Genomic DNA, 26,686 nt, shown 5'->3' on the forward strand with positions numbered 1-26,686 from the left:
TTTTACGAGGTCGACTATGCACATTCATATTCTGGGTATCTGCGGGACTTTCATGGGCTCGATGGCGGTTCTGGCCAAAGAGCTGGGCCATCACGTGACCGGCTCCGATGCCAACGTCTATCCGCCGATGAGCACTCAGCTCGAAGCCCAGGGCATTGAGCTGACCCAGGGTTACGACCCGGCGCAGCTCGATCCGGCACCGGATCTGGTGGTGATCGGTAACGCCATGTCCCGCGGCAACCCGGCAGTGGAATATGTGCTGAACAAAGGCCTGCCGTACGTCTCCGGCCCGCAATGGCTGGCCGACCATGTGCTGCAAGGGCGCTGGGTGCTGGCGGTTGCCGGTACACACGGCAAGACCACCACCAGCAGCATGCTCGCCTGGGTGCTTGAACATGCCGGCATGAGCCCGGGCTTCCTGATCGGCGGCGTGCCGCAGAATTTCTCGGTGTCGGCGCGTCTGGGCGGCACGCCGTTCTTCGTGATCGAGGCCGACGAATACGACAGCGCGTTCTTCGACAAGCGTTCGAAGTTCGTCCACTACCGTCCGCGCACGGCGATCCTCAACAACCTTGAGTTCGATCACGCCGACATTTTCCCTGATTTGCCAGCCATCGAGCGGCAGTTCCACCATTTGGTGCGAACCATCCCCAGCGAAGGCCTGGTGATTCACCCGACCACCGAACCGGCCCTGCAGCGTGTGATCGAGATGGGCTGCTGGACCCCGGTGCAAACCACCGGTGCTGGCGGTCAGTGGCAGGTCAAGTTACTGAAAGACGACGGCTCGGCGTTCGAAGTGATGTTCGAAGGCGTGCCCCAAGGCGTGGTCGAGTGGGAATTGACCGGCCAGCACAACGTCGCCAACGCATTGGCCACTCTGGCGGCGGCGCGTCACGTCGGCGTTGTGCCGTCGATGGGCATCGCCGGGTTGAGCGCGTTCAAGAGCGTGAAGCGCCGGATGGAGAAAGTCGCGGAAGTACGGGGAATCACCATCTACGATGACTTCGCCCACCACCCGACCGCGATTGCCACCACCCTTGATGGCCTGCGCAAGCGCATCGGCGATGCACCGCTGATCGCGATCATCGAACCGCGCTCCAACTCGATGAAGCTCGGCGCCCACCGTGACGGTCTGCCGGACAGCGTGGTCGATGCCGATCAGGTGATCTGGTACGCCCCGGCCAACCTCGGCTGGGATCTGGCCGGCACCGCCGCGCTGTGCACGGTGCCGTCGATTGTCAGCGACTCGCTGGAAGGCATCATCGAGCGCGTGAAGAGCCAGGCCCAGCCCGGCACCCATGTGGTGATCATGAGCAACGGCGGCTTCGGCGGCCTGCATGGCAAACTCGCCGAGGCGCTGAAATGAGCACTTTTTCCCGTGACGGCGGCCCGGAACGCATCACGCTGGCGATGACCGGCGCGTCCGGCGCCCAGTACGGTTTGCGCCTGCTGGACTGTCTGGTGCGCGAGGATCGCGAGGTGCACTTCCTGATCTCCAAGGCCGCGCAACTGGTGATGGCCACCGAGACGGATGTGTCGCTGCCGGCCAAGCCGCAAATGATGCAGGCGTTCCTCACTGAATACACCGGCGCGGCCGCCGGACAGATTCGGGTCTACGGCAAGGAAGACTGGATGTCGCCGGTGGCCTCGGGCTCCGGCGCTCCGGCGGCGATGGTGGTGGTGCCGTGTTCGACCGGCACCTTGTCGGCCATCGCCACCGGCGCCTGCAACAACTTGATCGAACGGGCGGCGGACGTCACCTTGAAGGAGCGTCGCCAGTTGATTCTGGTGCCGCGCGAAGCGCCGTATTCGAGCATTCACCTGGAGCACATGCTCAAGCTGTCGAACATGGGCGTGACCATCCTGCCAGCCTCGCCGGGCTTCTATCACCAGCCGCAGACCATCGATGACCTGATCGATTTCGTGGTGGCGCGGATTCTCAATCTGCTGGGCATTCCCCAGGACATGCTGCCGCGCTGGGGTGAGCACCATCTGAGCAGCGATGAATAAGCTGCTGGCGATCCTGCTGATAGTGCAACTGACCGGCTGCGCCACCGCACGCACGCTGGATGCCGCCAAACCCGGTGCGCCAGTGGTGTATGCCGGCACGAGGCTGGACCTGTACGCCCTGAACGGTGGCTGTTGTGCGATGGACCGGTTCGGCGCCGAGGCCCCGAGCTATCCCGGAGTGGATCTGCCGGCCAGCGCACTGCTCGATACGCTGCTGTTGCCGTTGTCACTGCTGACGGTGATCGGTGTAGGGTTTCAGGCGACTGGCGGACTGTAAGAATCAAAGGCTCGACCCCGCAGGGTCGAGCCTTTGAAACGTCCTACAGCGTGATCGTTTCGGGCGGAAAGACGATGTGGTTGGAGAAAACGTCCTGTCCTGCCGGCAACTCGATAATGCGTTTTCCGGCTGTCGCCACGTCATCGATCAACTCGTCATATTCATTCCGGTTCAATTCCCCTGCCCGTGTGCGTGCCTCGATGGCGTCAACGGCGTTCTGATCCGATCCAGTGGCGCGTGTCAGCGCCTGCAGATGGATGTCTTCCACTGTCGCCGCGCGAGTCATGCTTGAGTTGACCAGCCAGACGCGCCTCGACGTGAAGCCGATCGACGACATCGAAACATGACCCTCCATCTTCATGCTCGGGAACCACGTTGTGCCGTCCGCAGGGCTTCGTTCGAGTCGCGTCGGGTTGTAGACGCGATTGTCTTGCCCCGCTACGACCTCGACATTGCGGGTATCGAGCAGGTAGCAAAACTGGATGCGCTGAGCAGGGGGCGTCGAGGTACCGTTGACTGGCTGGTGCGCTCCCTTGCCTGCTATTCCCATGGTTTCATTCGCAAAGCCCATGGCGGTCTTCAGGCTGAACATTGCACTGACAGGTATCTCGCTTGTGGCACCCCTTGCCGATATTGCCTGTGGGACCATGGCCGCGGGCCGGGCTATTTCGAAAGGTGTCCGGTTATCCACTTTGAACATGGCGGGCGTATCGGTCCTGTACAGGTAGTTGTGCTTGTTGCGTTTAAAGCCGCTGATGCGCAACAGCCCTTGAAAGAAGGGATCGGTCAGGCTGGCCTTCAAGAGGCTGGTGCCTTCTCCCTGATTTCTCAGTCGGATGATTTCTGCATGGATTTCCGGCAGAAACGGATCGAAGAGTTTTTCGTTGGTCACCCGGCGGGTGCGTTCTTGATGAGTCCTGACCCACCCGGGCAGCTCATCATTGATCAGATTCTTGAACTGCCCGGTTGGCGACAACTCCTTGCACAATTTCGCCAGTTGCTGGACGGAGAGGTTGTAGGGCTGGAACCGGGCGAGAACCTGCTCTCGTGATTTGAGCGGTGAGTCAGGATTGGTCCACAGCCTCAGGTAGTCGATCAGTTTTTCGCGCCGGGAAGGGTATTTGCGTTGTTTGACCCAGTCAGGCGGTTTCTGATGAAGCGCAACGTCCCGACGAAAGCGCACGATGTCGGGCCCTTCGATCCTGTAAAGATTCCAGATGTCGACGTCCCGCCAGAAGGGGCGCAGGACGGTTTCTTGATGGATCGAATAATCGGTGGCTTTGACGACGATCAGTCCGGCACCTTCACGAAACGCCAGTTGAGTGAGCGGTCCGTGACTGTCATCCAGGCCAGGTTTGCGCTGCATCTCGACATAACCGTGAAAGTTCGACTTGTCGAGATCCCAGGTGTAGTGGCGCTGATCACCGTACGTCGTCGCAGGGGTGTCCCTCGTCTCGGAAATGTCAGGGTCTGGCTGGCGTGGCAACGGCGATTCCTGGACGTGTGTTTGGGTTGTCGACCGTTGCGGCAACGGGGATTGCTGGTCAGCTGGAGCGCGGTGCAGGGAGACCGATTCAAGGTGTTTCACCCACTCGGCGGGTGTGCGTTTCTGATGCTCCAGAAGCCGGTTGAACATATCGCGATCCATGTCCGGGCCCAGCCAGCGACGAAGCTCGTCATACAGATAAACGTTTTCCATCCGGTCTGGCCGGACTCTGGCCCACTGAGGCTTCTTGCCGGTGCTGTGGGCTTCGGTGCGAAAGCGGGTGATATCGGTGCCTTGCAGTCCGTAGAGATTCCAGATGTCGCGGTCCGTCCAGGCGGACAGCAATCGGGCTGGCTGATCGATGGGATAAGCAGGTCGCTCAACACTGACAAACGATCCGTTATCGTCCCGGAAGGCGTGGTGCGAGCGAGGTCCGACGGAATCGTCCAGCCGCATTTTCCGGTGCATGACCACGTAGCCATGGTGGTGAGTCGTGGCGCTGTCCCACACGTAATGCCGGGTGTCGATGTAAACCGGTGGCGTGTTTGATTGTGTGAGGGGCGCAAGAGCCTGTTGTGACGTGTCCTGCGAGCTGACTGCCGGTCGATGGGCCGCAGATTCGATCAGAACGCCGGTTTCGGGTGGCTCGCCAACTCGCCAGGTATTGCTTTGTGAGTCGAAATGCAGGGCCGGGCCGGAGGGGTGTGCTTCCTTTGGTCGCATGGCTCGATAGGTTCCGGCGCCGTCGTCCCAGCCCACCATGACGGTACCGGTCGAGGTGTATTGAACCTCGGCGTAAATACGCCCCCGGTAGATACGCAATCCTTGTGTCATGACGGCAGGCAAAAGCGTTCGCTCCTGTGGTGGCAGCGCGTACTCAAGAATGTTTTCGGCCGGGCGAAGGCTATCGGAGGACGTACTCTCCCGGACTGCGGGAGCCAGGTCCTGGATCAGTAACCCGGGCAATGATTCGCTTGAGGTCAGCTGTGTCGAATGCTGTTGCCCGGAGGGATTGGCGTCCGGCCCCGCAGGCCGGATCTGGCCTGGACGCTCAAGTCGCGGAGTCGACAGGGGGATCGATGTATCGGCTGGAGTGCCGGGGGCGCGGGTGCCTTTCGGTGTGGTCTTTTTGGGTGCCATCAGGCGTCCTTTCATTGATTACCTGCTGTCGGGGGCCGTCCGATGACGACATGACGGATGCAGGTGTGCTGGAGGGCACGTTATCCATGAAGGGGGAGGGGCGTGTGGTAGATAGATAGGGCGCGGTTGTCGAATCGATTCGGCTCATTTCAGAGAGCAGTTCAACACCGGATCCTCTGACTTCATTGAAAGATGATGGTCTGGATCTGCGTTGAACTGCTTCATGCGCGAACTCACTTGCCGAGTTTGCGCAGCTCATCCGATTCGACGATACGTACTCCGTCCTGCTCTTCCAGTGCAAGGCGCCACATGGCACGGGCCAGTTGGCAGGCTTCGATGCCGCGGTATTTGCCGGGAATCAATTTGGAGAACGGCGCGGCAAGCTGCTCGCCCAGGCGCGGCTCGCTGCGTTCGCCGAGCAGCAGGGAAGGTCGGCAAATGGTCAGTTGCGGCCAGTCCTGCGCGCGCAATGCGTATTCCATTTCGCCTTTGACCCGGTTGTAGAACACCGAGGACCGGCGATCGGCCCCCAGGGCACTGATCACGATCAGGTGGCGTGCACCCATTTCCCGGGCGCGCTTGGCGAATGCCACCACCATGTCCAGATCCACGGCGCGGAACGCCTCTTCGGAGCCGGCCTGTTTGATGGTGGTGCCGAGGCAGCAATAGGCGATATCGACCCGACCGGACAGTTGCGGCAGGAAGGTCTGTGGATCGCCGACCGGATTTTCCAGATGCGGATGTTCAGCCAGCGGCCGGCGTGAGGGGGCAAGGACGCGGCTGATCGTCGGTTCGTTGAGCAGACGGTCGAGCAGATGTTCACCGGTCAGTCCGGTGGCTCCGGCAAGCAGGACATGCTGAGGCGTCAAGTACATAGTGTCTCTCCCTTGATACTGTTCAGCTTAGTTGCTCTTTGTTGCTCCGTCGTTCAACGCAGCACTTTGCAAGGCTTTTCTCGCTTGCTGTTTGCGCAGCAGTTGCCAGTGTGCCAGCACGGTTTTCGGTGCCCAGATCTGCGGTTCAGAGGCCTCGAAGTTGTCCGCCAGTTCGCGCTCGGCGACGGTGGCCTTGGCCAGTTTGAAGGCTTGCTCCAGGTCGTCGGTCTGGTTCAGGGCCTGGGCGAACAGGGCGTCGCCGAAGTAGGTGAAGTTGGCCTCCTCGGAGCAACCGAACGACACGCGGTCGGCGCGCGCGGCGGTCATGATCAGCGTGCGCTCATCCTTCAGCGCCGGAATGAAACCCCCGGAATAGCACGAGGAAATGACGATGATCTTGTCGCGGTTCTTCAGCGGCGCCAGCACGGCGGCAAGTTCATCGGCGGGCAGGTCGGCCAGTTCCATGCGCGGCTGATCGAGCACCAGTTCGTGCTCGGCGGTGCCGTGGCTGCTCAGGTAGATGAAAACCAGATCTTCCGGGCCGCTGCGTTCGGCCAGGGTCTGGGCTGCGCGGCGCAGGTTTTCGCGGGTGGCCATGGGCCGGTCGCCGAGGTGGTCGCGATGATTGACCAGGCGAATCTGGCCAAACGCGCCGAAACGGCTGGTGAGCATGTTGGCCACGTAATCGGATTCGCGCAGGAACACACTTTGTTTGCCGTCGCCGCCGAGGGTCAGGGTGTACAGCTCCACTGCCGGGGTCGAGGCCGGCACATTGGCCAGCGCCTCGTCGAGCAGGCGACCCTGGGCCAGCAGGCCGAGTTCGAGGGTGTCGGGCAGCAACTTGCCGTCGGCATCGCGCACGCGCTGGCCGTTGATCCAGGTGCCGCTGAGCACGCTGCCATCGGTGAGCACCAGGGTGCCGCGTCCCGAATAGCTGTCGCTGTCGAACCCGCCGACGTAGAAACTGCCATCGGCCAGGTTCAGCCGGCCCTGACCGCTGAAGCGCCAGTCATTGAAATAGCCGATGTAGTGGCTGCCGTCGGCGCCGATCAGTTCGCCCTTGCCGGTCAGCGCGCCTTCCTTGAACTGCCCGAGCCAGACATCGCCATCGGCGTTTTCGTAGCGGCCCTTGCCGTGCAGTTGATTGTTTTTGAAGCCGCCGACATAGATGTCGCCGTCGGCACTGTTGAATGTACCGTTGCCTTCGAGCTGGCCGTTGACGAAGTGGCCGGTGAACTGATTGCCGCTGGCATCGCCGCGTTGGCCTTCGCCATTGGGTTTGCCGTGGGCGAACTGGCCCTGATAGGAGCTGCCGTCATCCAGCTCGAGACGGCCGAGCCCGGAATACTGGTCGGCCTTGAATTCGCCGCGATAGGTCATCGCATTTTCTTTGAGGGTGCCTTCGCCGTCGCGCCGGCCCAGCTTGAAACCACCGGTGTAGCTGCCGGCCGTGGTGGTCAGCGTGCCCTGGCCGTCGAACAGCCCTTGCTGGAAGTTGCCGCGATAGACCTCGCCATTGCTGCCGTGCCATTCGCCCTGGCCGTGCCATTGCCCCTTGTCGAACGCCCCGGCGTACCAGCTGCCGTTGGGGTAGTCGACCCGGCCCTGACCTTGCAGCAAGCCATCGACCAGTTCACCGCGATAGCGGCCGCCGTCGGGCAGACGCGCATCCGGCGGCAAGAGTGATTCGCCGTCGCCACACGCGGCCAGCAACAGGGTCAAGGCAAGGGGAGCAAGAGGAGCGAATGAGCGCATGGCGGGATCCGGGCAATTAGGCGACCGAGTATGCCGCAGCTATGTGACCTTATACAGCCGGCGGGGAGGAGCGGATGCGAAACAGCGTGAGCCGCTTCGCATCCAGGCGCTTAAACGAAGCAGAGCGACAGCGGTTCGGCGATGTAGGCCGGTTTGTCCGAGCCTTCGATCTCCAGGGTGGCGGTGGCCTTGAGCAGCCACTGGCCAGGTTTTTTCTCGGTCACTTCACCGAGGTCGACCTTGAGCCGGACCTTCGAGTTGACCTTGACCGGCTGGATGAAACGTACGCTGTCCAGACCGTAGTTGACCACCATCTTCACGCCTTGCGGCAGGACCAGTATGTCTTCCATCAGTTTGGGGATCAGCGACAACGACAGAAAACCGTGTGCAATGGTGCTGCCAAATGGCGTTTGCGCGGCTTTGACCGGATCGACATGGATGAACTGGTAATCCCCGGTGGCTTCGGCGAACAGGTTGATGCGCTCCTGATCGATGGTGAGCCATTCGGAACGTCCGAGTTCCTTGCCGACATAATCTTTGAGCTCTGCAACTGGAACATAGGGCATTGAGACTCTCCTTGGGTTCATCGGTTTTATAGTTTTTCAGGTGGGGGATTTGACCGCCCTGCGAACCACTGTAGATCATCATGGCGATTTGCTCAGGTCAACCGACCATGCTTTTGGCGAATGCCGATCCGTAGCGCAGGCGTGCTTATAATGCCGACGACTTGCAGGTTGGAAAGTAAGACGGAGATGACGGATGTTGCTACGCGGCCTGACGTGGCTGGTGCTGTTTCAATTGCTCGGCACGGCTCTCAATCATTTGCTGTTGCCGGTGCTGCCGGGGCCGATCATCGGCCTTTTGCTGTTGCTGGTATTCCTGATCGTGCGCGGTGAGGTCGGCGAACCGCTGAATCTTGCCGCCGGCAGTCTGTTGCGTTATCTGCCATTGCTGCTGGTGCCGCCAGCGGTGGGCGTGATGGTGTATGCCACGGCGATTGCTGCGGATTTCTGGGCCATCGTCGGGGCGCTGGTGGTCTCGCTGATTCTGTCGATGGCCTTTGCTGGCGTGCTGATGCAGCGCCTGGTCAAGCGTCATGCGCCGCATTCGGAGGAATCCTGATGCTGTTCGACTGGCAAGGTGCCTGGGCGTCGGTGATTCACCACCCGCTGTTCGGCATCGGCATCACCCTGGGCGCTTATCAACTGGTGCTGGCGGCGTTCGAGAAAACCCGCTGGATCTTTCTGCAACCGGTGCTGGTCTCGATGCTGTTGGTGATTGGCGTACTGGTTGGTTGCGGTCTGACTTACGCCGAGTACCGCAAGAGCACGGAAATCCTCAGTATTCTGCTGGGCCCGGCAACCGTCGCGCTGGCGGTGCCGCTGTATCTGAATCTGCGGCGCATCCGCCAATTGTTCTGGCCGATTTTTACTACGCTGGTGATAGGCGGCGTGGTCGCCACGGGCATGGGCGTGGCGCTGGGCTGGTGGTTCGGTGCCGATCACATGATCCTGATGACCATGGCGCCCAAGTCGGTGACCTCGCCGATCGCCATGCTGGTGGCTGAGCAGATCGGCGGTGTCGCGGCACTGGCGGCGGTATTTGTGTTGATCACCGGGGTCATCGGCGCGATCTTCGGTCCGGCGCTGCTGACTCGCCTGGGCGTGCACAGCCCCGAGGCACGCGGCATGGCGCTGGGCATGACGGCACATGCGGTCGGCACCTCGGTGGCGTTGCAGGAAAGCGATGAGTGCGGCGCCTTCGCGGCGCTGGCGATGAGTCTGATGGGCGTGGCCACGGCGGTGTTTCTGCCGTTGGCGGTGTCGATGGTGGTGTAAGGAAATGTCTATGAGTCTGCCGCTTTTTCCGCTGAACACGGTGCTGTTTCCCGGCTGCAATCTGGATTTGCAGATCTTCGAGGCACGCTATCTGGACATGATCGGCCGCTGCATGAAACAGGGCGGCGGGTTCGGTGTGGTGTGCATCCTTGAAGGCAGCGAAGTCGGCGTCGCGCCGGAAGGTTTCGCCATGGTCGGCTGCGAAGCGCGAATTACCGATTTCCAGCAGCAGGACAACGGACTGCTGGGCATCCGGGTGCAGGGCGGACGGCGCTTCATCGTGCAGCGCACCGAAGTCCAGCGCGATCAGTTGATCGTCGCCGAGGTCGAGTGGCTTGACGAAGAGCCCGAGCAACCGTTGCAGGATGAAGACGCCGATCTGGTGGCGCTGCTCAAGGCCCTGGCCGAACACCCGATGGTCGAGGCGCTGAACATGGGCATCGAAGCGGCGGGGCAGCAGTCGCTGGCCAATCAGTTGGCCTATCTGCTGCCCTTCGCCGAGGAAGACAAGATCGACCTGCTGCAACTCGACAACCCGCAGCAGCGACTGGATGCGATCCAGGCGCTGCTCGACGAGTTGCAGGGCGAGTTGTTCGCTTGAGACTCGGCCCGGTTATTCGGGCCAGACGATGTCGTTGGCGAACCACTCCTTGCCCTGATCCAGTATCAATATCGGTTTGCCTGCACGGGCAACCTTGTCGATCAGGGCGTCATACTCATGCCGGTTGAATGCCCCACTGTGGGTGCGCTCTTCAATGGAGTTGCCGAATTCTGCCTGCTCGCCAATGTCATCGACCTTCGCTGCCCGAGTGAACGTTGAATCGAGCAGCCACAGGCGCTGCGAATCGATACCCCGCTTCGAAGTCGATATCAGTGCTTCAAGTTCGTCATCGGGAAACCAGGTGCCTTTCCTCGTTGCTGCGTCATTGAGGAAGTGATTTTCTTCTCGCAGTACGACTTCCATCCTCCGAGTGTCGAGGATATAGGCAAAGACGAATTGCTGGTTGTGCCGGATTGTTGCGTAGTTCCGCTCGTCATCCAGATCCATATCCGAGACGTCGGACCATTCGTTGTCCGACTCACCCGATTCCACATCCGGCTCGCCAGGTTTTTTGCCGGGGTATTTGTTTCTCTGACTGTTGTAGCGCAGGTACTCCGGATCGGGAGATTCGGTTCCCCGGCCGGCGTATCCCTTGACCAGCTTGAGGCTGACCGTGGCGCTGATCGGTTTTTCCGTCGTTGCGCCACGAGGGTGCTTCAGACGGGGCAGCATCCGGCCATCGTTGTAGAACTCGAAGGGCGTACGCTCGTCAGCCCGGAACAGCGCAGGGATATCCGTGCGATACAGACTGTCATTGATGTTGCGTAAATAGCCCAGCTTGCCAAGGAATGCGTCGAGAAACTGGCGGCTGACACTTTCATCGAAATCGTACAGATCGTAAAGTGCGAGCTTGCCGTTTCTCAAGGGCAGGAGCAGCGGTTCGATTTCCCGATGGAGTTCGTCGAAGCGGGTCGGGTCATTGCTATCCAGAGATCGCAGCTTGTGACTTTCCGCCCAGGCGGGAACCTTTAGCGGATTGGCATTCAGGTCGTCGCGCAACCTTACGTGCTGCAGCGGTGAAAGATTATAGGTACGTAGCAGCATGACTCTTTCTCCGTGAGTCATCTGTGGATGCAGCCGCATGAAATGTCCATTCAGCAATTCAGCGGTGGCTGCCCTCCACTGTGCCGGCAGAGGTTCGGGAGAAGATTGTTTGCGCGTTGCTCCCGGATCGCCGGCAGTGTCTGCCGCATGCGGTCGCGCCAGCGGGCTGGACGGGCTCCAGGTCGATTCCCCGGCGTTTCTGTAGAGGGCCGGACCGGGCGCAAGCTTTTTGTACAGATCCATGGCCCGGTAAGTGTTCAGGTCCGTGTCGAACTCCACATACACCGTTCCGCTGTCTTTCACATCGACGAATTTACGGCCGACGATGTAGCGCAGGCCTTCTTCGTTGGCAGGCTGCATGTTACGCAGCATTGCCGGTTTCAACAGGTAACTGCTCAGTCCGCTCGCCGTTGCTCGCGAAAGGTCCGATAAATCCGAGATGTCGATCCGGGGTGGTTCGGGTATTGCCGGACCTGAAGGCGTGTTTGCCGGGTTGATGTTTCGTGAAACGGCCGGGTTGGACGATGAATGTGGCGGGTGCAATTCTGGTGCCGGCGTTCGCAATCGGGGCGCTTGAGTGTCCGGGTCCGAGGACGTGTTGACGCGTGGCGGAGTGGACGAGGAGGGTGATTTTGGTCGCATGGTGTCATTCCTTGACAATAATCAGATGCCCGATCGGAATCGAGCGCGATGGAGCTTCTTCTGTACTCCATATGCGGGTTTCGGGGTTGTAGATAATCTTGCCGGGAGACGTGTCGAGCAGGCGAATGTTGCGGACCTTTACCTGAATGGTTTCAAGTTCGTCACGTTGGTGATGATCCTGAATATCCCGGGCAATCGCTTCAATCGACGGATAGCTCCGGGCGTCGACGGCATACAGACCAATCAGCTCGAACAAGGCATTGACGCGATAACAGTTGCCGGAAGAAATCATGACCTCGATGGTTTCAATTGGCAGTGTCGGATCGTTGCTGTCCGGCAGATGAAAATGAATGCTGCCGATCTTCAGCAGATTGTCCTTGATGACAAGGTCGCGTCGGTTGATCTGTTCCTGAAGATGTTGCGTGTGAATGTGCCAGGTGGAAGACCCCGTGACGCGGGCATCCGCTTGCGCTGTCGACAGGCGAATGGAGGTATGGCTGGCAGGCAACAACTCGTAGGTGGAGGAGCGTCCCTCCAGCCAGTACGTTGCGTTGTGCTCGGCATTCCTGAATTCGACCCGTTGCGCGGTTGTCTTCAGCTGGCGCTTTTCGACCGAGGGCCTGACGAAAATGTAGCGGCCCGCTCGTTCACGCAAGGAGGTCGGGCTTTGCACGCTGGTATAGCCAGGATGGCGGGCGTCATTGAAGTATGAGTTGTAGGGGTAGTCGAGCCGATAGGACGTGCTGTCACGCATGACCAGCGTCAGAGAATGGTTCAGTTGCCAGCCGGAGGCCATGATCCCGGCGCCTCTGTCGGTTTTGCGGCCGGGACTTTCTCTGACGGCTCCGTGCAGTGAAAGTATGCCGCCGCCCTGTTTGAACGTGAGGTCGAAGTGCATGTTTGTATAGGAAAGAAACGTGAAGGCTCCGTGCGTCGTTTTTGTAACCGTATAGATGGCGCGGACTTCGTTGATTTCAGTGCTGTCGTAGTCGACATACAACGTACTGTGGGCGGGTTTGTCATTCTGTGGCGCCATCAGAATGGTGTGTCGGTTCTGGCGGCTGACGAAGTAGTTCGAGAGCGGTTTGTCCGAAAGGCGATAAGGGCGATCGTTGACCTGTACCGGCGAGGCTTTGGCGGTGCCGGCGCTGAGGATGACGACGCTCAGGGGCAGATCGCCCGACTCCTCTATCATCTCTGGCCAGATCGGCTGCAGGTGGTAGCCGTCCTGAGTGATGAACACCCATTTGTCATTTTGCAACGCGCGTTTGCCGTCGAGGTTCCGGTAGACCGCCTCGCATGTCAGCTCACGCAGGGGCGTTCGGAAATCATCGGCGCGCAGTGATTCGATGACCATGCTTTCATCGCGGATGAACCAGCGCTGGATGGCTTCAAGAGTCACGCCCAGATAAACGTTGCTCGGTTCCTTGCCGTCTTCGCGTATGGATACCTTGAGACTGCTCGGGTCCAGATAGTAGACGTCGTTGCCGCTGCCTCCATCGACGACCGCACGCAGACCGCGCACGGAAACAAGGTCGTCCCCGGCGCCGGCTTCGATGTGATCATTGCCGTTGGCAGCGATGGTGTCGGCCTGATCGGAGCCCGTCACGCGATTGATCGCGCCGGCAAGGGTCTCGACTTTTTCGATGGAGCTGAGTGTCGAGTGCAGTACGGGTTCTTGCGCCGGGTTCATGGGCAGCAGGGACAGCGTGCCGTTTTTCAGGTCGACGTCATAGCCCTTGTGTCGTGGTGGCTCTGCTACATGGTCTTCGTATCGGTGCTTGCCTTGAAGCCACAGCAGGTCGATGCCCTCACCACCCGACAATTCGCTGGCTCTGATCGGATCGCTTGAAAGATTTTCCGATGCCGACTGAAAAAGAAACGAGTCATTCTTGTCGCCGCCGCTCAGGGCTTTTCTGCCGGTGGAGTAACTGAAAAAGTTCGGCTTGTCCTTCACGCCCTGCACCGTGTCGTGACCACCGCCCAAACTCCAGAAAACACCTTTGTCAGGATGGCTGACGCCCTTGGTGATGAGATTGTCAGCGACCGGCAGTCCTTTCCTTGCGTCGTAGGTGTCGTCGATTTCCTGAGTAACCGGCAGGTTCTCGATCTTGTAGGGCGCTTCGCCCTTGCTGGTGTCCCACTGGTAGCGATAGACGCGGGTGGGTTGCAGCTTGACTTCGTAGCGGCCATCGACGATGGCATCGACACTCTCCTTCAACTCATTGTCGAGCCAGCTGAGACTGCGTGTTTTCAGGGCTTTGGCGTAGTCGCTGGTGGTCTTGGCGATCAGGTAGCGATCCATCATCGCCTGATCCTGCTGCTGGCCGGTGAATGCGAACCAGCCGGCGCGCCAGCGCTCGTTCACGGTCAGTTCGATGTAGTCGTCGATGTCGTCGACCATCCTGGCGGCGCCATAGACTCTGGCGCCGACAATCATCAATGCGGCTGCGGCGATTCCCACCGGGCCGGCAGCCTGGAAGCCCATCAGTGCTGCGCAGCCAAGAGCGAGCGACAACGCGCCACTGAACACGCTCAACCCGCCGGCGACGTAAAGATCCTGTGCCTCCTTGCCTTTGGCCTTGGCGGCATCGTTGAACGACTTGATGGCGGTATAGATATCGAAGGGCAGTGTGATCGCGCTGGCGATCAGCCCCGCCCCGCGGCTGAGCCACTTGCCTGTGGAGGTCTTGGCGAATTTCTCGAATGTCTCATAGCCAAGGCGGATCATTTTTTCGCCGCTTTTGCCAAGTGCGTATTCGACTCCAAGGGAGAGAATTTCTGACACGCCGCCGCCGACATTGAGCCAAAACTCACCCATCTCTCCTTTTTTGACTGCCTCAAGGGCACCCATGTAAGCGCTGTACAGCCCGTAAGCCTGCATTCCGACGCCCATGCCGGTCATTCCGCGACTTTTGCCTTTGTCGATCCAGGTCGGCAGGTTTTCCGTCAACGGGCTTCTTCGGATGTCCAGGCGCTGGGTGGCGGTCAGCAATCGATTGATCCGGTTCATCGGATCTGCTGCATCGCCCGCTGGCATTTCGCGCATCAGCGGTGGGGCGTCGGGTGAGCGCTGCGTGACGATTTCATAGAGCAGCTCCGGTACGTGCTGGCGCTCCTGGCTGTCGACCGATCTGATTCGCTGCTCAACCTGTAACGGGTCAAAAGCCAGTCCGTCGGTAAAGGACTGGTCAGGCGCGGGGAAGTAGGTGTTGGCCGCGCTGATGGCGTGGCCGTTGATCTGCGCTCCCAAGGACGCCAGTGTCTGGCGACTGGCCGTTATTTCACCAAAACGCAGTGGTCCGAACAGCTGGTCCACGTCTCGCAGGGTGGGGGATTTTCCCGATGTTTTGAGTGAGGCTTCGGGAGATGAAAGAGAAGTATCAGTAATGTCGGAAATTGTAAGTTGGGCTGTAAGAATAGTTTCTGTGCTGGATATGAAAGGTTTGGCCAAGATCAATGCTCTTCAGTGAAATGTCAGAAAGAATCTGACATGAAGTGCAGTGCTGTTCAGTTGTTAATGTTTTGCGGATTGTGTTGTTGTTTTTTGTATTGTGTTGAAAGTGGCTGCAGGTTGTTTGTCAGTCGCTATTCATCTAGTTTTTAATTTTTCCGCCAGGGCGGGTAGATCGCAAAGGAGAGCGAAATGACAATTTACGAAGATGAGTGGGCCTTCTGGGACGATATCGCCGGAAAGTATATTTTCAAGCACGCTGGTGTTGATCAGAACACCGATACCATCATCAGGAACGCAGGTTATTACGCGGATTCGATGATCCTTGAGCGGCGCAAGCGCAAACGTGTCAAAAGTGTGTTGAGTGCCACTATGTCTACCGCAGTCAAATGACTTGCTGACGTTATTTGATTTACTTTTTATGGTGAGAGAGTTGCTATATGTCTGATTCGGAAAGTATCAAGTTTACGGGGCATCTTTTTTCGGGTGGTCTTCCTCTGGTTATTAATTATCAGGTGATGGAAAGTCGTTTGAGGTATTCGCGAATTACCACGGGGCAGCGACTGGAAGCAGAAATTTCTCTGGGTGATGAAGTTGCATCACGCATTGTGACGCTCGCGGACCATGATGATGTCGAACCGCTATTGTTCGAGTTTGTACCGGAATCTCGGGGGCGCTACTCCCTCAACGTCAAGACGGCCGGTCGTTATTTCGATTGGCGGGTACGCCTGGACCAGAAAAACCGGCATCTTGTTCTGGACAAGGATGTCGGCAGTTACTTCGAAGTGGAGACCTATGCGGGAAAGTTGAAAGACCTTGGTGACTTTCCTTCCAATCCTGTTTCTGTGGCGTTGTTCAGTGTCGAGAAACAGAAAAGACTTTTTCAACATGCAACGAAGCAAGGTCTGCGGTACTTCCTCGATCAGAATCCGAACGACACCGGCCACAATGCGTATGACGCCGAAAACGTGTCGTTCGTCCTGAGGATCAACCCTTCGCCGGTTTCTTCTGCTGCCTAGTACGAATAGCGCAGCAATGTATGCGGCAAGTGTCGCAGCACGAAGAAACCGAACAGGGCGACCAGCGCCGGCAGCACCAGCCACCAGACTTTTTGTGGCATGGCGCCGAGCGGCGTTTGCCGTTGACTGAGCCAGAGCCCGGCGGCGCATACGCAGGCTGCGAGCATGGCGCCGGCCAGCACATCCGTCGGCCAGTGGGCGCCCAGATACACCCGCGACAGGGCAATCGCCAGTGCCGGAATGCAGCCGATCAGCAGCCAGGTCAGTCGCAGCCTTGGCGGTTGCCCGCGTCCGGCGAGTACGGCCAGGGCCAGGAACAGCGCGAACGAGCCGGACGCATGGCCGCTGGGCATGCTGTAGCTGGTAAGCGGATCGGTCAGTACTTCCGGGCGTACCCGGGCGAAAAACAGTTTGGTTCCGGTGTTGGCCAGGGCCGTGACGAGCAGGGTGCCGCCCACGAAAATGGCATGGCGCCACTGACGGCACAGCAACAGCAGCGCAGTCAGCAGGGCGCTGAACAGCAACATGTTGCGGAATTCACCGATCAGGGTGAACACCACCGCCACTTCATCCAGCGCCGGGCGGCGATGTTCCTGCACCAGGGTCATGACGCCCTGATCGAGGGCGCTCAGATACGGGTAGCCGATGAACAGGCCGATCAGGATCAGCAGGCTCATGCTGCTGATCCAGATCGTCGCCCGGCGATGACGGCGCAGGCTGCTGTTGGCGCTCAGGCCGACCATGACGGCGATGCTGCCGGCGACGATCCCGGCCTGTAGCCAGAAACCTTCCGGCAAGGGCAGGCGAATCGCCGCCCCGGTGGCCCAGCCCGGCAACAGGTACGCGAGGCTCCAGCCTGCTGCTGCCAGCAGACTGACGGCGGCGAAGCGTGGGAAGGGCATGTCGCACATGCCGGCGACCATCGGCAACATCGGGCGTAACGGGCCGATGAAGCGCCCGACCAACAGGCTGGCGATGCCGTAGCGCTGGAAATAGGTTTCCGCGCCGGCCATCCATTCCGGGTGATGGCGCAGGCCCGGCAGACGCCGGATGTTCTGGTGGAAGTGACGGCCGAGGAAATACGAAATCACGTCGCCGAGAATCCCGCCGAGAAAGCCCAGCAACAGGGTCTCGCTCAAAGACAGTGCACCGCTGCCGGCCAGCACTGCCACGGCGAACAGCAGCACTGTGCCGGGCACGATCAGTCCGGCAATCGCCAGACATTCCACAAACGCCACAATGAGCACCGCGGCCGCCAGCCATTGTGGGTTGGCGGCCAGCCATCCGGTCACGCTATCGAGCCATGGGCCCATACAAACCACTCCATTTCATTGATGTCCCTGGCCGGCGTGCCGCAGGGGTGTGCAATCACAGCAGAAAATAATCGCGACCTTCGACCTGACCCCGACGCAGCGGGTTCCGCGTGCACCACTGGGCATAGGCAGCATCGACGAAGCGATACATCAAGTGCTCGTCACGGCCATGGGGAATGCCCAGGCGGGTGGTCTGAATCACATGAGTGGGCGCAGGGCCGGTGTTTTCCACCAGGAGGATTTCGTGGTCGAAGCGCTTGGCATCCCACACCGGCACTTTCAGCCCCAGCGCCTTGCACAGCAGCGTCTGCCCGGCACACAGTTTCTGGGAGGGGCGCGGGCGACCCTGAGCATCGGGATTGTTCAGCAGCATCTGCGCCAGACTGGCCGGGCCGCTGATCTCGTCGACCCACGGATAGGCCGATTTGATCAGCACCGCATTGCCCGGACCCTGCGCACTGAAGTTCAGTGAGTCGCCGCCACGGGCGTAGTACATATAGATGTGGCCGCCATCCAGAAACAAAGCCTTACGCTTTTCTGTGTAGCCGAGGGACGCATGGCTGCCTTTTTCCTCGCAGTAATACGCTTCGGTTTCGATGATTCGGGCGCTCAGCCACAAATCGCCAACGCGGTGGCGGATGACTTTGCCGAGCAGATCACGGGCCAGCGTCTGGGCGTCACGGTCGAAAAAGGCATCCGCAAGGCCGACAGGCTGGCGCGCGGAGGTGGCGCGAACGGTCAGGTTGGACATGGCAAACAGGGTTTATCCAGGCGGAGGAGGCCGTGATGATAACAATTCGCGGCTTAATCTCTGCTGAACGTCGGCAAATCGCCGTCCATTTCGACCATCCGCCCGTCACCGCTGTTAGTCCCGGGACGCGACAGCTATAATCTGCCGCTTTCCTCTTTGCCAAGACCCCAGCAGACCATGACTGAGTCCGTTCTTGACTACATGACCCGATTGGGTCGCGCCGCCCGCGAAGCTTCCCGCGTCATCGGCCGTGCCAGCACCGCGCAGAAAAACCGCGCTTTGCTGGCTGCCGCCAATGCCCTGGACGCCGCCCGCGCCGAGCTTGCGGCAGCCAATGAGCAGGACCTGGCCGCCGGTCGCGCCAACGGTCTGGAGCCGGCACTGCTGGAGCGTCTGGAGCTCACCCCGGCGCGCATCGACGGCATGATCGTCGGCCTGCGTCAGGTTGCAGCGCTGCCGGATCCGGTCGGGGCGATCCGTGACATGAGCTTCCGTCCGTCGGGCATTCAGGTCGGCAAGATACGCGTGCCGCTGGGCGTGATCGGGATCATCTACGAATCCCGTCCCAACGTGACCATCGATGCTGCGAGCCTGTGCCTGAAGTCCGGCAACGCGACCATCCTGCGCGGCGGTTCCGAGGCGATTCATTCCAACCGCGCGATTGCCGCCTGCATCCAGCGCGGTCTGGCCGAAGCCGAGCTGCCGGCCGCCGTGGTGCAAGTGGTGGAAACCACCGACCGCGCTGCCGTTGGCGCGCTGATCACCATGCCGGAGTACGTCGATGTGATCGTACCGCGCGGTGGCCGTGGCCTGATCGAACGCATCAGCCGCGACGCCCGCGTGCCGGTGATCAAGCACCTGGACGGTATCTGCCACGTCTATGTCAGCGAACACGCCGACCTGCCGAAAGCCCAGCGCATCGCCTTCAATGCCAAGACCTACCGCTATGGCATCTGCGGTGCGATGGAGACCTTGCTGGTCGATCAAAGTGTTGCGAAGGATTTCCTGCCGCCGATGGCGAAGCAGTTCCGCGAAAAGGGCGTCGAACTGCGCGGTTGCGAGCGTACCCGGGCGATCATCGAAGCCGTAGCGGCGACCGAAGAAGACTGGAGCACCGAGTACCTGGCGCCAATTCTGTCGATCCGTGTGGTGGACGGCCTGGATCAGGCCATCGAACACATCAACCATTTCGGCTCCCACCACACCGACTCGATCGTCAGCGAAAACCTCGCCGACACCCGGCAGTTCGTGGCCGAAGTCGACTCGGCATCGGTGATGATCAACACCCCGACCTGCTTCGCCGACGGATTCGAATACGGATTGGGTGCCGAGATCGGCATTTCTACTGATAAGCTGCACGCCCGTGGCCCGGTGGGCCTGGAAGGACTGACCTGCGAGAAGTACATCGTGGTCGGTGATGGCCAGTTGCGCGGCCAGGCGACGGTCTGACTTGTCCGACCTCGATCTGAAAGCGCCGAAAACCGGCAAGAAATCCCGTCCCCGGCGCATTGGCGTACTGGGCGGGACGTTCGATCCGGTGCACGTCGGCCATTTGCGTGGCGCGCTGGAAGTCGCCGAAGCGCTGGGGCTCGATGAGCTGCGCATGATGCCCAGCGCCCGGCCGCCGCACCGCGATACGCCGCAAGTGTCGGCGCAGGACCGGCTGGCAATGGTTGAATGTGCGGTAGCCGGTGTGCCGCCGCTGGTGGTGGACGCCCGCGAATTGCAGCGGGACAAACCGTCCTGGACCATCGATACCCTGGAGTCGCTGCGCGCCGAAATGGCCGCCGAGACCCAGGTTTTTCTGCTTCTGGGCTGGGACGCATTTTGCGGCCTGCCCACTTGGCACCGCTGGGAAGAGTTGCTCCAGCATTGCCACATCCTGGTGCTACAGCGCCCGGACGCCGACAGCGAACCGCCGGATGCCTTGCGCAACCTGCTGGCAGCGCGTTCGGTGAGCGACCCGCTGGCCCTGAAGGGGCCGAGCGGACAGATTGCATTCGTCTGGCAGACACCGCTCGCGGTTTCCGCCACCCAGATCCGTCAACTGCTGGCCAGCGGTAAGTCGGTACGTTTCCTGGTGCCCGACGCGGTCCTGGCCTACATCGATGCGCACGGTCTGTACCGTGCGTCGAACTGAACAAGGCGTGCTTCACTGATACGAATCCACGTGTCGCCAAGCCGCCGAAAATATGAGCAAAACGAGTTTTATATGACTGACAAAGACCAAACCAAAGTAAAGCGCAAAGGCACATTCAAGAGCGCCCCGCTGCCAGAGCCGGTCAACACCAACGAGCCACTTAAGGGCGACGAGCTGGTCAAGGTGGCCGTTGCAGCCCTGGAAGACGTCAAGGCCCAGGACATCCAGATCATCGATGTGCGCGACAAGCAGAGCATCACTGACTACATGATCATCGCCACCGGTACTTCCAACCGCCAGATCAACGCGATGCTGGACAAGGTTCGCGAAGAGGTCAAAAAGCAGGGCGCCAAGCCGCTGGGCGAAGAAGGCAAGGGCGACAGCGACTGGGTGCTGCTGGACCTGGATCTGGTGATCGTGCACATGATGACCGCCTCGGCCCGTCAGTTCTACGACCTGGAGCGCCTGTGGGCCGGTGCCGAGCAAAGCCGTGCGGCGGACGCCAAGCACCACAGCCCGGAAAACACCCACGAGCATTTCACCAAGCTCAACAAAGACCAGCTGTAAGGGATTGCTGTGCGACTGCGCCTGATCGCCGTCGGTTCACGCATGCCCAAGTGGGTGGAAGAAGGCTGGCATGAATATGCCAAGCGTCTTCCGTCCGAGCTGGCGCTGGAACTGGTGGAAATTCCGCTCAATACCCGTGGCAAGAACGCCGACGTGGCCCGCTTCATCCGTCAGGAAGGCGAAGCCATGCTGGCCAAGGTCGGGCCGAACGAGCGGATTGTCACCCTCGAAGTTCATGGCAAACCGTGGAGCACCGAGCAATTGGCGGTCGAACTCGATCGCTGGCGCCTGGACTCGCGCACGGTCAACTTCATGGTCGGTGGCCCGGAAGGGCTGGCGCCGGAAGTCTGTGCCCGCGCGGATCAGCGCTGGTCGTTGTCGCCGCTGACGCTGCCGCACCCGCTGGTGCGCATCCTCATCGGCGAGCAGTTGTATCGTGCCTGGACCGTGCTGTCCGGCCACCCTTACCACAAGTAATCCGCCCTCATGTCTCAGCCGATCCGCATCAAGGACCACGAAAAAGACGCCCGTCTGGTGCGTGGTCGCGTCGTGTTCGGCGCAATTGCGGTGGTGGCGCTGATCTGCGTGCTGATTGCGCGGCTGTATTACCTGCAGGTGATTCAGTACGACTATCACTCGACGCTGTCGGAAAACAATCGGGTTCACGTTCAGCCGATCCCGCCGACCCGTGGCCTGATTTTCGACCGCAACGGCGTGGTGGTGGCGGACAACCGTCCGAGCTTCAGCCTGAGCATGACCCGCGAGCGTTCCGGCGACTGGCAGCAGGTGCTCGACGTGATCGTCGAGGTACTGGAGCTGACGCCGGAAGACCGGGTGATCTTCGAAAAGCGCATGCGCCAGGGCCGCCGGCCGTTCGAGCCGGTGCCGATCCTGTTCGAGCTGACCGAAGAGCAGATCGCCCGGATCGCGGTGAATCAGTTCCGCCTGCCGGGCGTCGAAGTGGTCGCGCAACTGGTGCGTCACTACCCGCAGGGCGCGCATTTTGCGCACTCGGTGGGTTATATGGGGCGGATCAACGAGAAAGAGCTGAAGACCCTCGATCCGGTCAATTACAGCGGCACCCACCACATCGGCAAGACCGGCATCGAGCGCTTCTACGAAGCCGAGCTGCACGGTCAGGTGGGCTACGAAGAGGTCGAGACCAACGCCCGTGGCCGGGTCCTGCGTGTGCTCAAGCGTACCGATCCGGTGCCGGGCAAGGACATTGTCCTGAGCCTCGACATCAAATTGCAGGAAGCCGCCGAGGCCGCGCTGGGCGGTCGACGTGGTGCGGTGGTGGCACTCGATCCGAAAACCGGCGAAGTGCTGGCGATGGTCAGTCAACCGAGCTTCGACCCGAACCTGTTCGTCACCGGCATCAGCTTCAAGGCTTACGCCGAGCTGCGCGATTCGATTGACCGGCCGCTGTTCAACCGCGTGCTGCGCGGTCTTTACCCGCCGGGCTCGACGATCAAACCGGCAGTGGCGATTGCCGGTCTCGACGCGGGCGTGGTGACGGCGTCGAGCCGGGTGTTCGACCCCGGTTATTACATGCTGCCCAACTACGACCACAAGTACCGCAACTGGAACCGCACCGGGGACGGCTTCGTCGACCTCGACACGGCGATCATGCGGTCCAACGACACCTACTTCTATGATCTGGCGCACAAGCTGGGCATCGACCGGTTGTCGGCCTACATGAACAAGTTCGGGATCGGCCAGAAGGTCTCGCTGGACATGTTCGAAGAATCCCCCGGCCTGATGCCGTCCCGCGAGTGGAAGCGCGCGACCCGGCGTCAGGCGTGGTTCCCCGGCGAAACCCTGATTCTCGGGATCGGCCAGGGCTACATGCAATCGACCCCGCTGCAACTGGCCCAGGCCACGGCGCTGGTGGCCAACAAAGGCGTATGGAACCGCCCGCATCTGGCCAAGACCATCGAAGGCGAGAAGCCGAAGGATGAAAATCCGATGCCGGACATCATCCTGCGCGACCCGTCGGACTGGAACAAGGTCAACCACGGCATGCAGCAGGTAATGCACGGTGCCCGAGGCACCGCGCGCAAGGCCTCGATCGGCGCGCAATACCGGATCGCCGGCAAGTCGGGTACGGCCCAGGTCGTGGCGATCAAGCAGGGTGAGAAATACGACCGCTCCAAGGTTCAGGAGCGCCACCGCGACCACGCCCTGTTCGTCGGTTTCGCGCCGGCGGATGACCCGAAAATCGTGGTGTCGGTGATGGTCGAGAACGGTGAGTCCGGTTCCGGCGTCGCGGCACCGGTGGTGCGGCAGGTCATGGATGCCTGGCTGCTGGATCAGGACGGACGGTTGAAAGCCGAATACGCCAGCCCTATCAGTGCGGAGGCTACGGCCCGTGATGAATAATTTCGATCGCATGCTCTCCAGCGAGGATGTGATGCGTCGCCGGGCGACGCTGTTGCAACGTTTGCATATCGACGGCCCGTTGCTGGTGCTGTTGTTGATCCTGGCGGCCGGCAGCCTGTTCGTGCTGTATTCGGCCAGTGGCAAGAGCTGGGATCTGCTGGCCAAACAGGCCACGTCGTTCGGCATCGGTCTGGTGTCGATGATCATCATTGCCCAGTTCGAGCCGCGGTTCATGGCACGCTGGGTGCCGCTCGGCTATGTGATCGGGGTGGTGCTGTTGCTGGTGGTGGACATCATGGGTCACAACGCCATGGGCGCGACCCGATGGATCAACATCCCCGGGGTGATCCGCTTCCAGCCCTCGGAATTCATGAAGATCCTGATGCCGGCAACGATCGCCTGGTACCTGTCCAAGCGCACGCTGCCGCCGCAGCTCAAGCATGTCGGCATCAGCCTGTTGCTGATCGGTGTGCCGTTCGCCCTGATCGTGCGTCAGCCGGACCTCGGCACTTCGCTGCTGATTCTGGCCGGCGGCGCCTTCGTACTTTTCATGGGCGGGTTGCGCTGGCGCTGGATTCTCAGTGTATTGGCGGCGGCGATTCCGGTGTCGGTCGCGATGTGGTTCTTCATCATGCACGACTACCAGAAGCAACGGATCCTGACGTTCCTCGACCCGGAAAGCGATCCGCTGGGCACCGGCTGGAACATCATCCAGTCGAAAGCCGCCATCGGTTCCGGCGGTGTATTCGGCAAGGGCTGGCTGTTGGGCACCCAGTCGCACCTGGACTTCCTGCCGGAAAGCCACACCGACTTCATCATCGCCGTGCTCGGTGAAGAGTTCGGGCTGGTGGGTATCTGCGCACTGTTGCTGATCTATCTGTTGCTGATCGGTCGTGGCCTGGTGATTACCGCCCAGGCGCAGACGCTGTTCGGCAAATTGCTGGCCGGCGCTTTGACCATGACGTTTTTTGTTTACGTTTTCGTCAACATCGGTATGGTCAGTGGCCTGTTGCCGGTGGTGGGGGTGCCGTTGCCGTTCATTAGCTACGGCGGAACTTCGCTGGTGACGCTGCTGTCAGCGTTTGGGGTTTTGATGTCGATCCATACCCATCGCAAGTGGATCGCACAGGTTTGAATAAGGTGAAGAGTTCAATGCAAGTAATGCGTGACTGGGCGACACGATACGCACCGTGGCTCGGCCTGGTAGGCATCCTTGGCAGCGCGCAGGAAGCGTTGGCCGGCGATTACGAAGGCTCGCCCCAGGTGGCCGAATTCGTCGGTGAAATGACCCGCGACTACGGTTTCGCCGGCGAACAGCTGATGGCCGTGTTCCGCGAAGCCCAACGCAAGCAGGCGATTCTCGACGCCATTTCCAAACCCGCCGAACGGGTCAAACAGTGGAAAGAATACCGGCCGATGTTCATCACCGACGCGCGCATTGCCCGCGGTGTGGACTTCTGGCGTCAGCACGAGGCCGCCCTGGCCCGCGCCGAGCAGGAATACGGCGTTCCGGCCCAGGTAATTGTGTCGATCATCGGCGTTGAGACCTTTTTCGGACGTAATACCGGCAATTACCGGGTGATCGATGCCTTGTCCACGCTGGGTTTCGACTATCCTCCCCGTGCCGAATTTTTCCGCAAGGAGCTGCGTGAGTTCCTGCTGCTGGCACGCGAAGAGCAGGTCGACCCGCTGACCCTCAAGGGGTCCTACGCCGGGGCGATGGGCTTGCCGCAGTTCATGCCGAGCAGTTTCCGCGCCTACGCGGTGGATTTCGACGGCGACGGCCACATCAATATCTGGAACAACCCGGATGACGCGATCGGCAGTGTCGCCAGCTATTTCAAGCGTCACGGCTGGGTCGCCGGCGAGCCGGTGGTCAGTCGCGCGGATGTGCGCGGCGAGCAGGTGGATGAAGGCCTGACCACCGGCATCGAGCCGACGAAAACCGTCGGGGAGTTGCGAGCGCTGGGCTGGTCGAGTCATGATGCGCTGCGCGATGACATGCCGGTCACCGCGTTCCGCCTGGAAGGCGACAACGGTCCGGAATACTGGATGGGCCTGAAGAATTTCTACGCGATCACGCGTTATAACCGCAGCGTGATGTACGCCATGGCCGTACATCAACTGTCTGAACAGCTGGTACAAGCACGGGGCGTCAAGTAATGCGGGCATTGCCTATCAATAAACCCCTGAAACTGGTGGCCTTCGCTGCGTTGGCGGTGTTGGTCGCCAGTTGTTCGACCAGCCGTTCGCCGAGCCAGAAGCCGACCACCGCCGTGCGTTCGCAGCCGGGCCTGGACATCAACCGGGCCCACAAGGACGGCGCGCCGTGGTGGGACGTCGATGTGTCGCGCATCCCGGACGCCACGCCGACCCTGCACACCGGACCGTACAAGGCCAACCCTTACACCGTGCTGGGCAAGACCTACTTCCCGTTGCAGGAATCCAAGACTTACGTGGCCTCCGGCACCGCGTCCTGGTACGGGACCAAGTTCCATGGTCAGAACACCGCCAACGGCGAGGTCTACGATCTGTACGGCATGAGCGCCGCCCACAAGACACTACCGCTGCCGAGTTACGTTCGGGTGACCAACCTGGACAACAACAGGAGCGTGATCCTGCGGGTCAATGACCGTGGGCCGTTCTATTCGGACCGGATCATCGACCTGTCCTACGCCGCCGCCAAGAAGCTCGGTTATGCCGAAATCGGCACCGCGCGGGTCAAGGTCGAAGGCATCGACCCGCAGCAGTGGTGGGCCGCGAAGGGCCGTCCGGCGCCCTTGATGCTCAACGAGCCGCAAGTCGCGCAGAATAGCGCCCCGGTGATCACGGCTTCGGCGGGCACCGTCGAACAATGGACTCCGCCGCCGCAGCAGCACGCCGCGGCCGTCGTACCAGTCCAGCTCGATGCAAAAAAAAACGCTTCTGCACCAGCGTCTGGCCAGTATCTGCAGGTGGGCGCGTTCGCCAACCCGGACGCTGCAGAACTCCTGAGGTCGAAGCTCAGCGGGATGGTGAGCGCTCCGGTGTTCATCAGCTCGATCGTGCGCAATCAGCAGACCCTGCACCGGGTTCGCCTGGGACCGATCGGTTCGCCGGGTGAAATTGCCCAGGTACAGAACAGCGTGCGCCTGGCCAACCTGGGTTCGCCAAGTGTGGTCACCGAGTAAACGTAGGACTTGATTGACGGTTCACCAGCGATTGGGGGGTGAACCAGGTTGTTGGCTCGTCGAAGAACAAAAGCCCGGCAAGGGTGACTGGAGTGAGCAACTGAACACGCGATGCTCGCAGGGTTTGCTCGAAAGCTCGCCGAGCGGCGATCAGGCAAGGCAAAAACAGGTGAGGAAGCGGATTGTAGGGGACCTACATGAGCACTCCGAATCTGTTTTTAA

24 protein-coding genes are annotated in these 26,686 nt (G+C 60.6%); 16 read left to right on the top strand and 8 right to left on the bottom strand.

The window, feature by feature from the left end; translation table 11 throughout:
- Positions 1-16 precede the first annotated feature (16 nt).
- The 3 genes from mpl to MKZ87_RS08790 are packed head-to-tail and all read left to right on the top strand — an operon-like array spanning position 17 to position 2,287.
- Complete coding sequence (mpl, locus tag MKZ87_RS08780; protein WP_227233645.1) at positions 17-1,366, top strand: UDP-N-acetylmuramate:L-alanyl-gamma-D-glutamyl-meso-diaminopimelate ligase; 1,350 nt, start codon at positions 17-19, stop codon at positions 1,364-1,366.
- Entirely contained in the window at positions 1,363-2,010 is a 648-nt protein-coding gene (gene ubiX, locus MKZ87_RS08785; protein WP_266200632.1) for a flavin prenyltransferase UbiX, read from the top strand. The genes mpl and ubiX overlap by 4 nt, the downstream gene beginning before the upstream one ends.
- On the top strand, positions 2,003-2,287 hold the full coding sequence (locus MKZ87_RS08790; protein WP_266200634.1) for a YceK/YidQ family lipoprotein: 285 nt from the start codon (positions 2,003-2,005) through the stop codon (positions 2,285-2,287). Before ubiX ends, MKZ87_RS08790 begins: the two co-directional genes overlap by 8 nt.
- A 43-nt stretch (positions 2,288-2,330) precedes the next feature.
- Here the strand turns inward: MKZ87_RS08790 and MKZ87_RS08795 are convergent, their stop codons facing one another.
- The 4 genes from MKZ87_RS08795 to MKZ87_RS08810 all read right to left on the bottom strand — a co-directional run bounded on the left by MKZ87_RS08795 (position 2,331) and on the right by MKZ87_RS08810 (position 8,109).
- A complete protein-coding gene (locus MKZ87_RS08795) occupies positions 2,331-4,928 on the bottom strand; it encodes a hypothetical protein (protein ID WP_266200636.1) in 2,598 nt (865 codons plus the stop codon).
- A 218-nt stretch (positions 4,929-5,146) separates the two neighbouring features.
- On the bottom strand, positions 5,147-5,788 hold the full coding sequence (locus MKZ87_RS08800) for an oxidoreductase (protein ID WP_085697622.1): 642 nt from the start codon (positions 5,786-5,788) through the stop codon (positions 5,147-5,149).
- 27 nt (positions 5,789-5,815) lie between these two features.
- The gene (locus tag MKZ87_RS08805; protein ID WP_085703104.1) at positions 5,816-7,543 is read right to left on the bottom strand and encodes a C13 family peptidase; all 1,728 of its coding nucleotides are present in this window, start codon (positions 7,541-7,543) and stop codon (positions 5,816-5,818) included.
- A gap of 110 nt (positions 7,544-7,653) precedes the next feature.
- A complete protein-coding gene (locus MKZ87_RS08810; protein WP_034153755.1) occupies positions 7,654-8,109 on the bottom strand; it encodes a MaoC family dehydratase in 456 nt (151 codons plus the stop codon).
- 193 nt (positions 8,110-8,302) lie between these two features.
- Here MKZ87_RS08810 and MKZ87_RS08815 point away from each other — a divergent pair, with 193 nt between their 5' ends.
- From MKZ87_RS08815 to MKZ87_RS08825, 3 genes are read left to right on the top strand one after another with little or no spacing between them, the layout of a single operon-like run.
- Positions 8,303-8,665, top strand: a complete 363-nt coding sequence (locus MKZ87_RS08815) for a CidA/LrgA family protein (protein ID WP_085697620.1) — start codon at positions 8,303-8,305, stop codon at positions 8,663-8,665.
- The gene (locus tag MKZ87_RS08820) at positions 8,665-9,381 is read left to right on the top strand and encodes an LrgB family protein (protein WP_007958637.1); all 717 of its coding nucleotides are present in this window, start codon (positions 8,665-8,667) and stop codon (positions 9,379-9,381) included. Before MKZ87_RS08815 ends, MKZ87_RS08820 begins: the two co-directional genes overlap by 1 nt.
- A 10-nt stretch (positions 9,382-9,391) precedes the next feature.
- Positions 9,392-9,982, top strand: coding sequence for an LON peptidase substrate-binding domain-containing protein (locus MKZ87_RS08825; RefSeq protein WP_085697619.1), 591 nt, complete (start codon positions 9,392-9,394; stop codon positions 9,980-9,982).
- 12 nt (positions 9,983-9,994) lie between these two features.
- Here the strand turns inward: MKZ87_RS08825 and MKZ87_RS08830 are convergent, their stop codons facing one another.
- Together MKZ87_RS08830 and MKZ87_RS08835 are read right to left on the bottom strand one after the other, a co-directional pair.
- Positions 9,995-11,398 carry a hypothetical protein gene (locus MKZ87_RS08830; protein ID WP_227233638.1) on the bottom strand — a complete coding sequence of 468 codons (1,404 nt, stop codon included), beginning with the start codon at positions 11,396-11,398 and terminating at the stop codon, positions 9,995-9,997.
- A gap of 274 nt (positions 11,399-11,672) precedes the next feature.
- Positions 11,673-15,122, bottom strand: a complete 3,450-nt coding sequence (locus tag MKZ87_RS08835) for a calcium-binding protein (protein WP_266200637.1) — start codon at positions 15,120-15,122, stop codon at positions 11,673-11,675.
- A 192-nt stretch (positions 15,123-15,314) separates the two neighbouring features.
- Between MKZ87_RS08835 and MKZ87_RS08840 the strand changes: the two genes are divergently transcribed.
- Together MKZ87_RS08840 and MKZ87_RS08845 are read left to right on the top strand one after the other, a co-directional pair.
- Positions 15,315-15,515 carry a hypothetical protein gene (locus MKZ87_RS08840; protein ID WP_085697617.1) on the top strand — a complete coding sequence of 67 codons (201 nt, stop codon included), beginning with the start codon at positions 15,315-15,317 and terminating at the stop codon, positions 15,513-15,515.
- A 47-nt stretch (positions 15,516-15,562) separates the two neighbouring features.
- Positions 15,563-16,141 carry a hypothetical protein gene (locus tag MKZ87_RS08845; protein ID WP_266200639.1) on the top strand — a complete coding sequence of 193 codons (579 nt, stop codon included), beginning with the start codon at positions 15,563-15,565 and terminating at the stop codon, positions 16,139-16,141.
- On the opposite strand, the gene MKZ87_RS08850 is transcribed toward MKZ87_RS08845, so the two are convergent.
- Both MKZ87_RS08850 and MKZ87_RS08855 read right to left on the bottom strand, forming a co-directional pair.
- Positions 16,138-17,454: a bifunctional DedA family/phosphatase PAP2 family protein gene (locus tag MKZ87_RS08850; RefSeq protein ID WP_085703107.1), complete on the bottom strand. Its 1,317-nt coding sequence runs from the start codon at positions 17,452-17,454 to the stop codon at positions 16,138-16,140. The genes MKZ87_RS08845 and MKZ87_RS08850 overlap by 4 nt on opposite strands.
- A 55-nt stretch (positions 17,455-17,509) precedes the next feature.
- The gene (locus MKZ87_RS08855; RefSeq protein WP_085697614.1) at positions 17,510-18,205 is read right to left on the bottom strand and encodes a DNA-3-methyladenine glycosylase; all 696 of its coding nucleotides are present in this window, start codon (positions 18,203-18,205) and stop codon (positions 17,510-17,512) included.
- A 177-nt stretch (positions 18,206-18,382) separates the two neighbouring features.
- Between MKZ87_RS08855 and MKZ87_RS08860 the strand changes: the two genes are divergently transcribed.
- From MKZ87_RS08860 to MKZ87_RS08895, 8 genes are all read left to right on the top strand, one after another.
- Positions 18,383-19,654 carry a glutamate-5-semialdehyde dehydrogenase gene (locus MKZ87_RS08860; RefSeq protein ID WP_266200641.1) on the top strand — a complete coding sequence of 424 codons (1,272 nt, stop codon included), beginning with the start codon at positions 18,383-18,385 and terminating at the stop codon, positions 19,652-19,654.
- Positions 19,623-20,345: a nicotinate-nucleotide adenylyltransferase gene (gene nadD, locus MKZ87_RS08865; protein ID WP_266200643.1), complete on the top strand. Its 723-nt coding sequence runs from the start codon at positions 19,623-19,625 to the stop codon at positions 20,343-20,345. The genes MKZ87_RS08860 and nadD overlap by 32 nt, the downstream gene beginning before the upstream one ends.
- Positions 20,346-20,417: 72 nt before the next feature.
- Positions 20,418-20,912, top strand: a complete 495-nt coding sequence (rsfS, locus tag MKZ87_RS08870) for a ribosome silencing factor (RefSeq protein ID WP_039771864.1) — start codon at positions 20,418-20,420, stop codon at positions 20,910-20,912.
- Between the two features lie 9 nt (positions 20,913-20,921).
- Complete coding sequence (rlmH, locus tag MKZ87_RS08875; RefSeq protein WP_003185785.1) at positions 20,922-21,389, top strand: 23S rRNA (pseudouridine(1915)-N(3))-methyltransferase RlmH; 468 nt, start codon at positions 20,922-20,924, stop codon at positions 21,387-21,389.
- Positions 21,390-21,398: 9 nt separating this feature from the next.
- A complete protein-coding gene (gene mrdA / locus MKZ87_RS08880; protein WP_085687946.1) occupies positions 21,399-23,294 on the top strand; it encodes a penicillin-binding protein 2 in 1,896 nt (631 codons plus the stop codon).
- Positions 23,295-23,325: 31 nt separating this feature from the next.
- Complete coding sequence (gene rodA / locus MKZ87_RS08885) at positions 23,326-24,429, top strand: rod shape-determining protein RodA (protein ID WP_085688090.1); 1,104 nt, start codon at positions 23,326-23,328, stop codon at positions 24,427-24,429.
- A 17-nt stretch (positions 24,430-24,446) separates the two neighbouring features.
- Positions 24,447-25,457: a lytic murein transglycosylase B gene (mltB, locus tag MKZ87_RS08890; protein ID WP_085687944.1), complete on the top strand. Its 1,011-nt coding sequence runs from the start codon at positions 24,447-24,449 to the stop codon at positions 25,455-25,457.
- Positions 25,457-26,464 (top strand): septal ring lytic transglycosylase RlpA family protein, encoded by a 1,008-nt coding sequence (locus tag MKZ87_RS08895; RefSeq protein ID WP_064382179.1) that lies wholly within the window; start codon positions 25,457-25,459, stop codon positions 26,462-26,464. The genes mltB and MKZ87_RS08895 overlap by 1 nt, the downstream gene beginning before the upstream one ends.
- Positions 26,465-26,686: the final 222 nt, after the last annotated feature.

It is taken from the genome of Pseudomonas sp. MCal1, from assembly GCF_026341415.1.
In the GTDB taxonomy this organism is placed as follows: domain Bacteria; phylum Pseudomonadota; class Gammaproteobacteria; order Pseudomonadales; family Pseudomonadaceae; genus Aquipseudomonas.

What these genes read in the sequence shown, in the direction of transcription:
- MKZ87_RS08800 (WP_085697622.1), bottom strand. Translation starts at nt 5,788, where the DNA reads ATGTACTTGACGCCTCAGCATGTCCTGCTTGCCGGAGCCACCGGACTG.
- MKZ87_RS08855 (WP_085697614.1), bottom strand. Translation starts at nt 18,205, where the DNA reads ATGTCCAACCTGACCGTTCGCGCCACCTCCGCGCGCCAGCCTGTCGGC.
- rodA (WP_085688090.1), top strand. Translation starts at nt 23,326, where the DNA reads ATGCGTCGCCGGGCGACGCTGTTGCAACGTTTGCATATCGACGGCCCG.
- MKZ87_RS08810 (WP_034153755.1), bottom strand. Translation starts at nt 8,109, where the DNA reads ATGCCCTATGTTCCAGTTGCAGAGCTCAAAGATTATGTCGGCAAGGAA.
- mrdA (WP_085687946.1), top strand. Translation starts at nt 21,399, where the DNA reads ATGTCTCAGCCGATCCGCATCAAGGACCACGAAAAAGACGCCCGTCTG.
- MKZ87_RS08895 (WP_064382179.1), top strand. Translation starts at nt 25,457, where the DNA reads ATGCGGGCATTGCCTATCAATAAACCCCTGAAACTGGTGGCCTTCGCT.
- MKZ87_RS08860 (WP_266200641.1), top strand. Translation starts at nt 18,383, where the DNA reads ATGACTGAGTCCGTTCTTGACTACATGACCCGATTGGGTCGCGCCGCC.
- MKZ87_RS08790 (WP_266200634.1), top strand. Translation starts at nt 2,003, where the DNA reads ATGAATAAGCTGCTGGCGATCCTGCTGATAGTGCAACTGACCGGCTGC.
- MKZ87_RS08815 (WP_085697620.1), top strand. Translation starts at nt 8,303, where the DNA reads ATGTTGCTACGCGGCCTGACGTGGCTGGTGCTGTTTCAATTGCTCGGC.
- MKZ87_RS08830 (WP_227233638.1), bottom strand. Translation starts at nt 11,398, where the DNA reads ATGCTGCGTAACATGCAGCCTGCCAACGAAGAAGGCCTGCGCTACATC.
- ubiX (WP_266200632.1), top strand. Translation starts at nt 1,363, where the DNA reads ATGAGCACTTTTTCCCGTGACGGCGGCCCGGAACGCATCACGCTGGCG.
- MKZ87_RS08845 (WP_266200639.1), top strand. Translation starts at nt 15,563, where the DNA reads ATGTCTGATTCGGAAAGTATCAAGTTTACGGGGCATCTTTTTTCGGGT.
- MKZ87_RS08850 (WP_085703107.1), bottom strand. Translation starts at nt 17,454, where the DNA reads ATGGGCCCATGGCTCGATAGCGTGACCGGATGGCTGGCCGCCAACCCA.
- rsfS (WP_039771864.1), top strand. Translation starts at nt 20,418, where the DNA reads ATGACTGACAAAGACCAAACCAAAGTAAAGCGCAAAGGCACATTCAAG.
- MKZ87_RS08805 (WP_085703104.1), bottom strand. Translation starts at nt 7,543, where the DNA reads ATGCGCTCATTCGCTCCTCTTGCTCCCCTTGCCTTGACCCTGTTGCTG.
- mltB (WP_085687944.1), top strand. Translation starts at nt 24,447, where the DNA reads ATGCAAGTAATGCGTGACTGGGCGACACGATACGCACCGTGGCTCGGC.
- MKZ87_RS08840 (WP_085697617.1), top strand. Translation starts at nt 15,315, where the DNA reads ATGACAATTTACGAAGATGAGTGGGCCTTCTGGGACGATATCGCCGGA.
- mpl (WP_227233645.1), top strand. Translation starts at nt 17, where the DNA reads ATGCACATTCATATTCTGGGTATCTGCGGGACTTTCATGGGCTCGATG.
- MKZ87_RS08820 (WP_007958637.1), top strand. Translation starts at nt 8,665, where the DNA reads ATGCTGTTCGACTGGCAAGGTGCCTGGGCGTCGGTGATTCACCACCCG.
- nadD (WP_266200643.1), top strand. Translation starts at nt 19,623, where the DNA reads ATGGCCAGTTGCGCGGCCAGGCGACGGTCTGACTTGTCCGACCTCGAT.
- MKZ87_RS08825 (WP_085697619.1), top strand. Translation starts at nt 9,392, where the DNA reads ATGAGTCTGCCGCTTTTTCCGCTGAACACGGTGCTGTTTCCCGGCTGC.
- MKZ87_RS08795 (WP_266200636.1), bottom strand. Translation starts at nt 4,928, where the DNA reads ATGAAAGGACGCCTGATGGCACCCAAAAAGACCACACCGAAAGGCACC.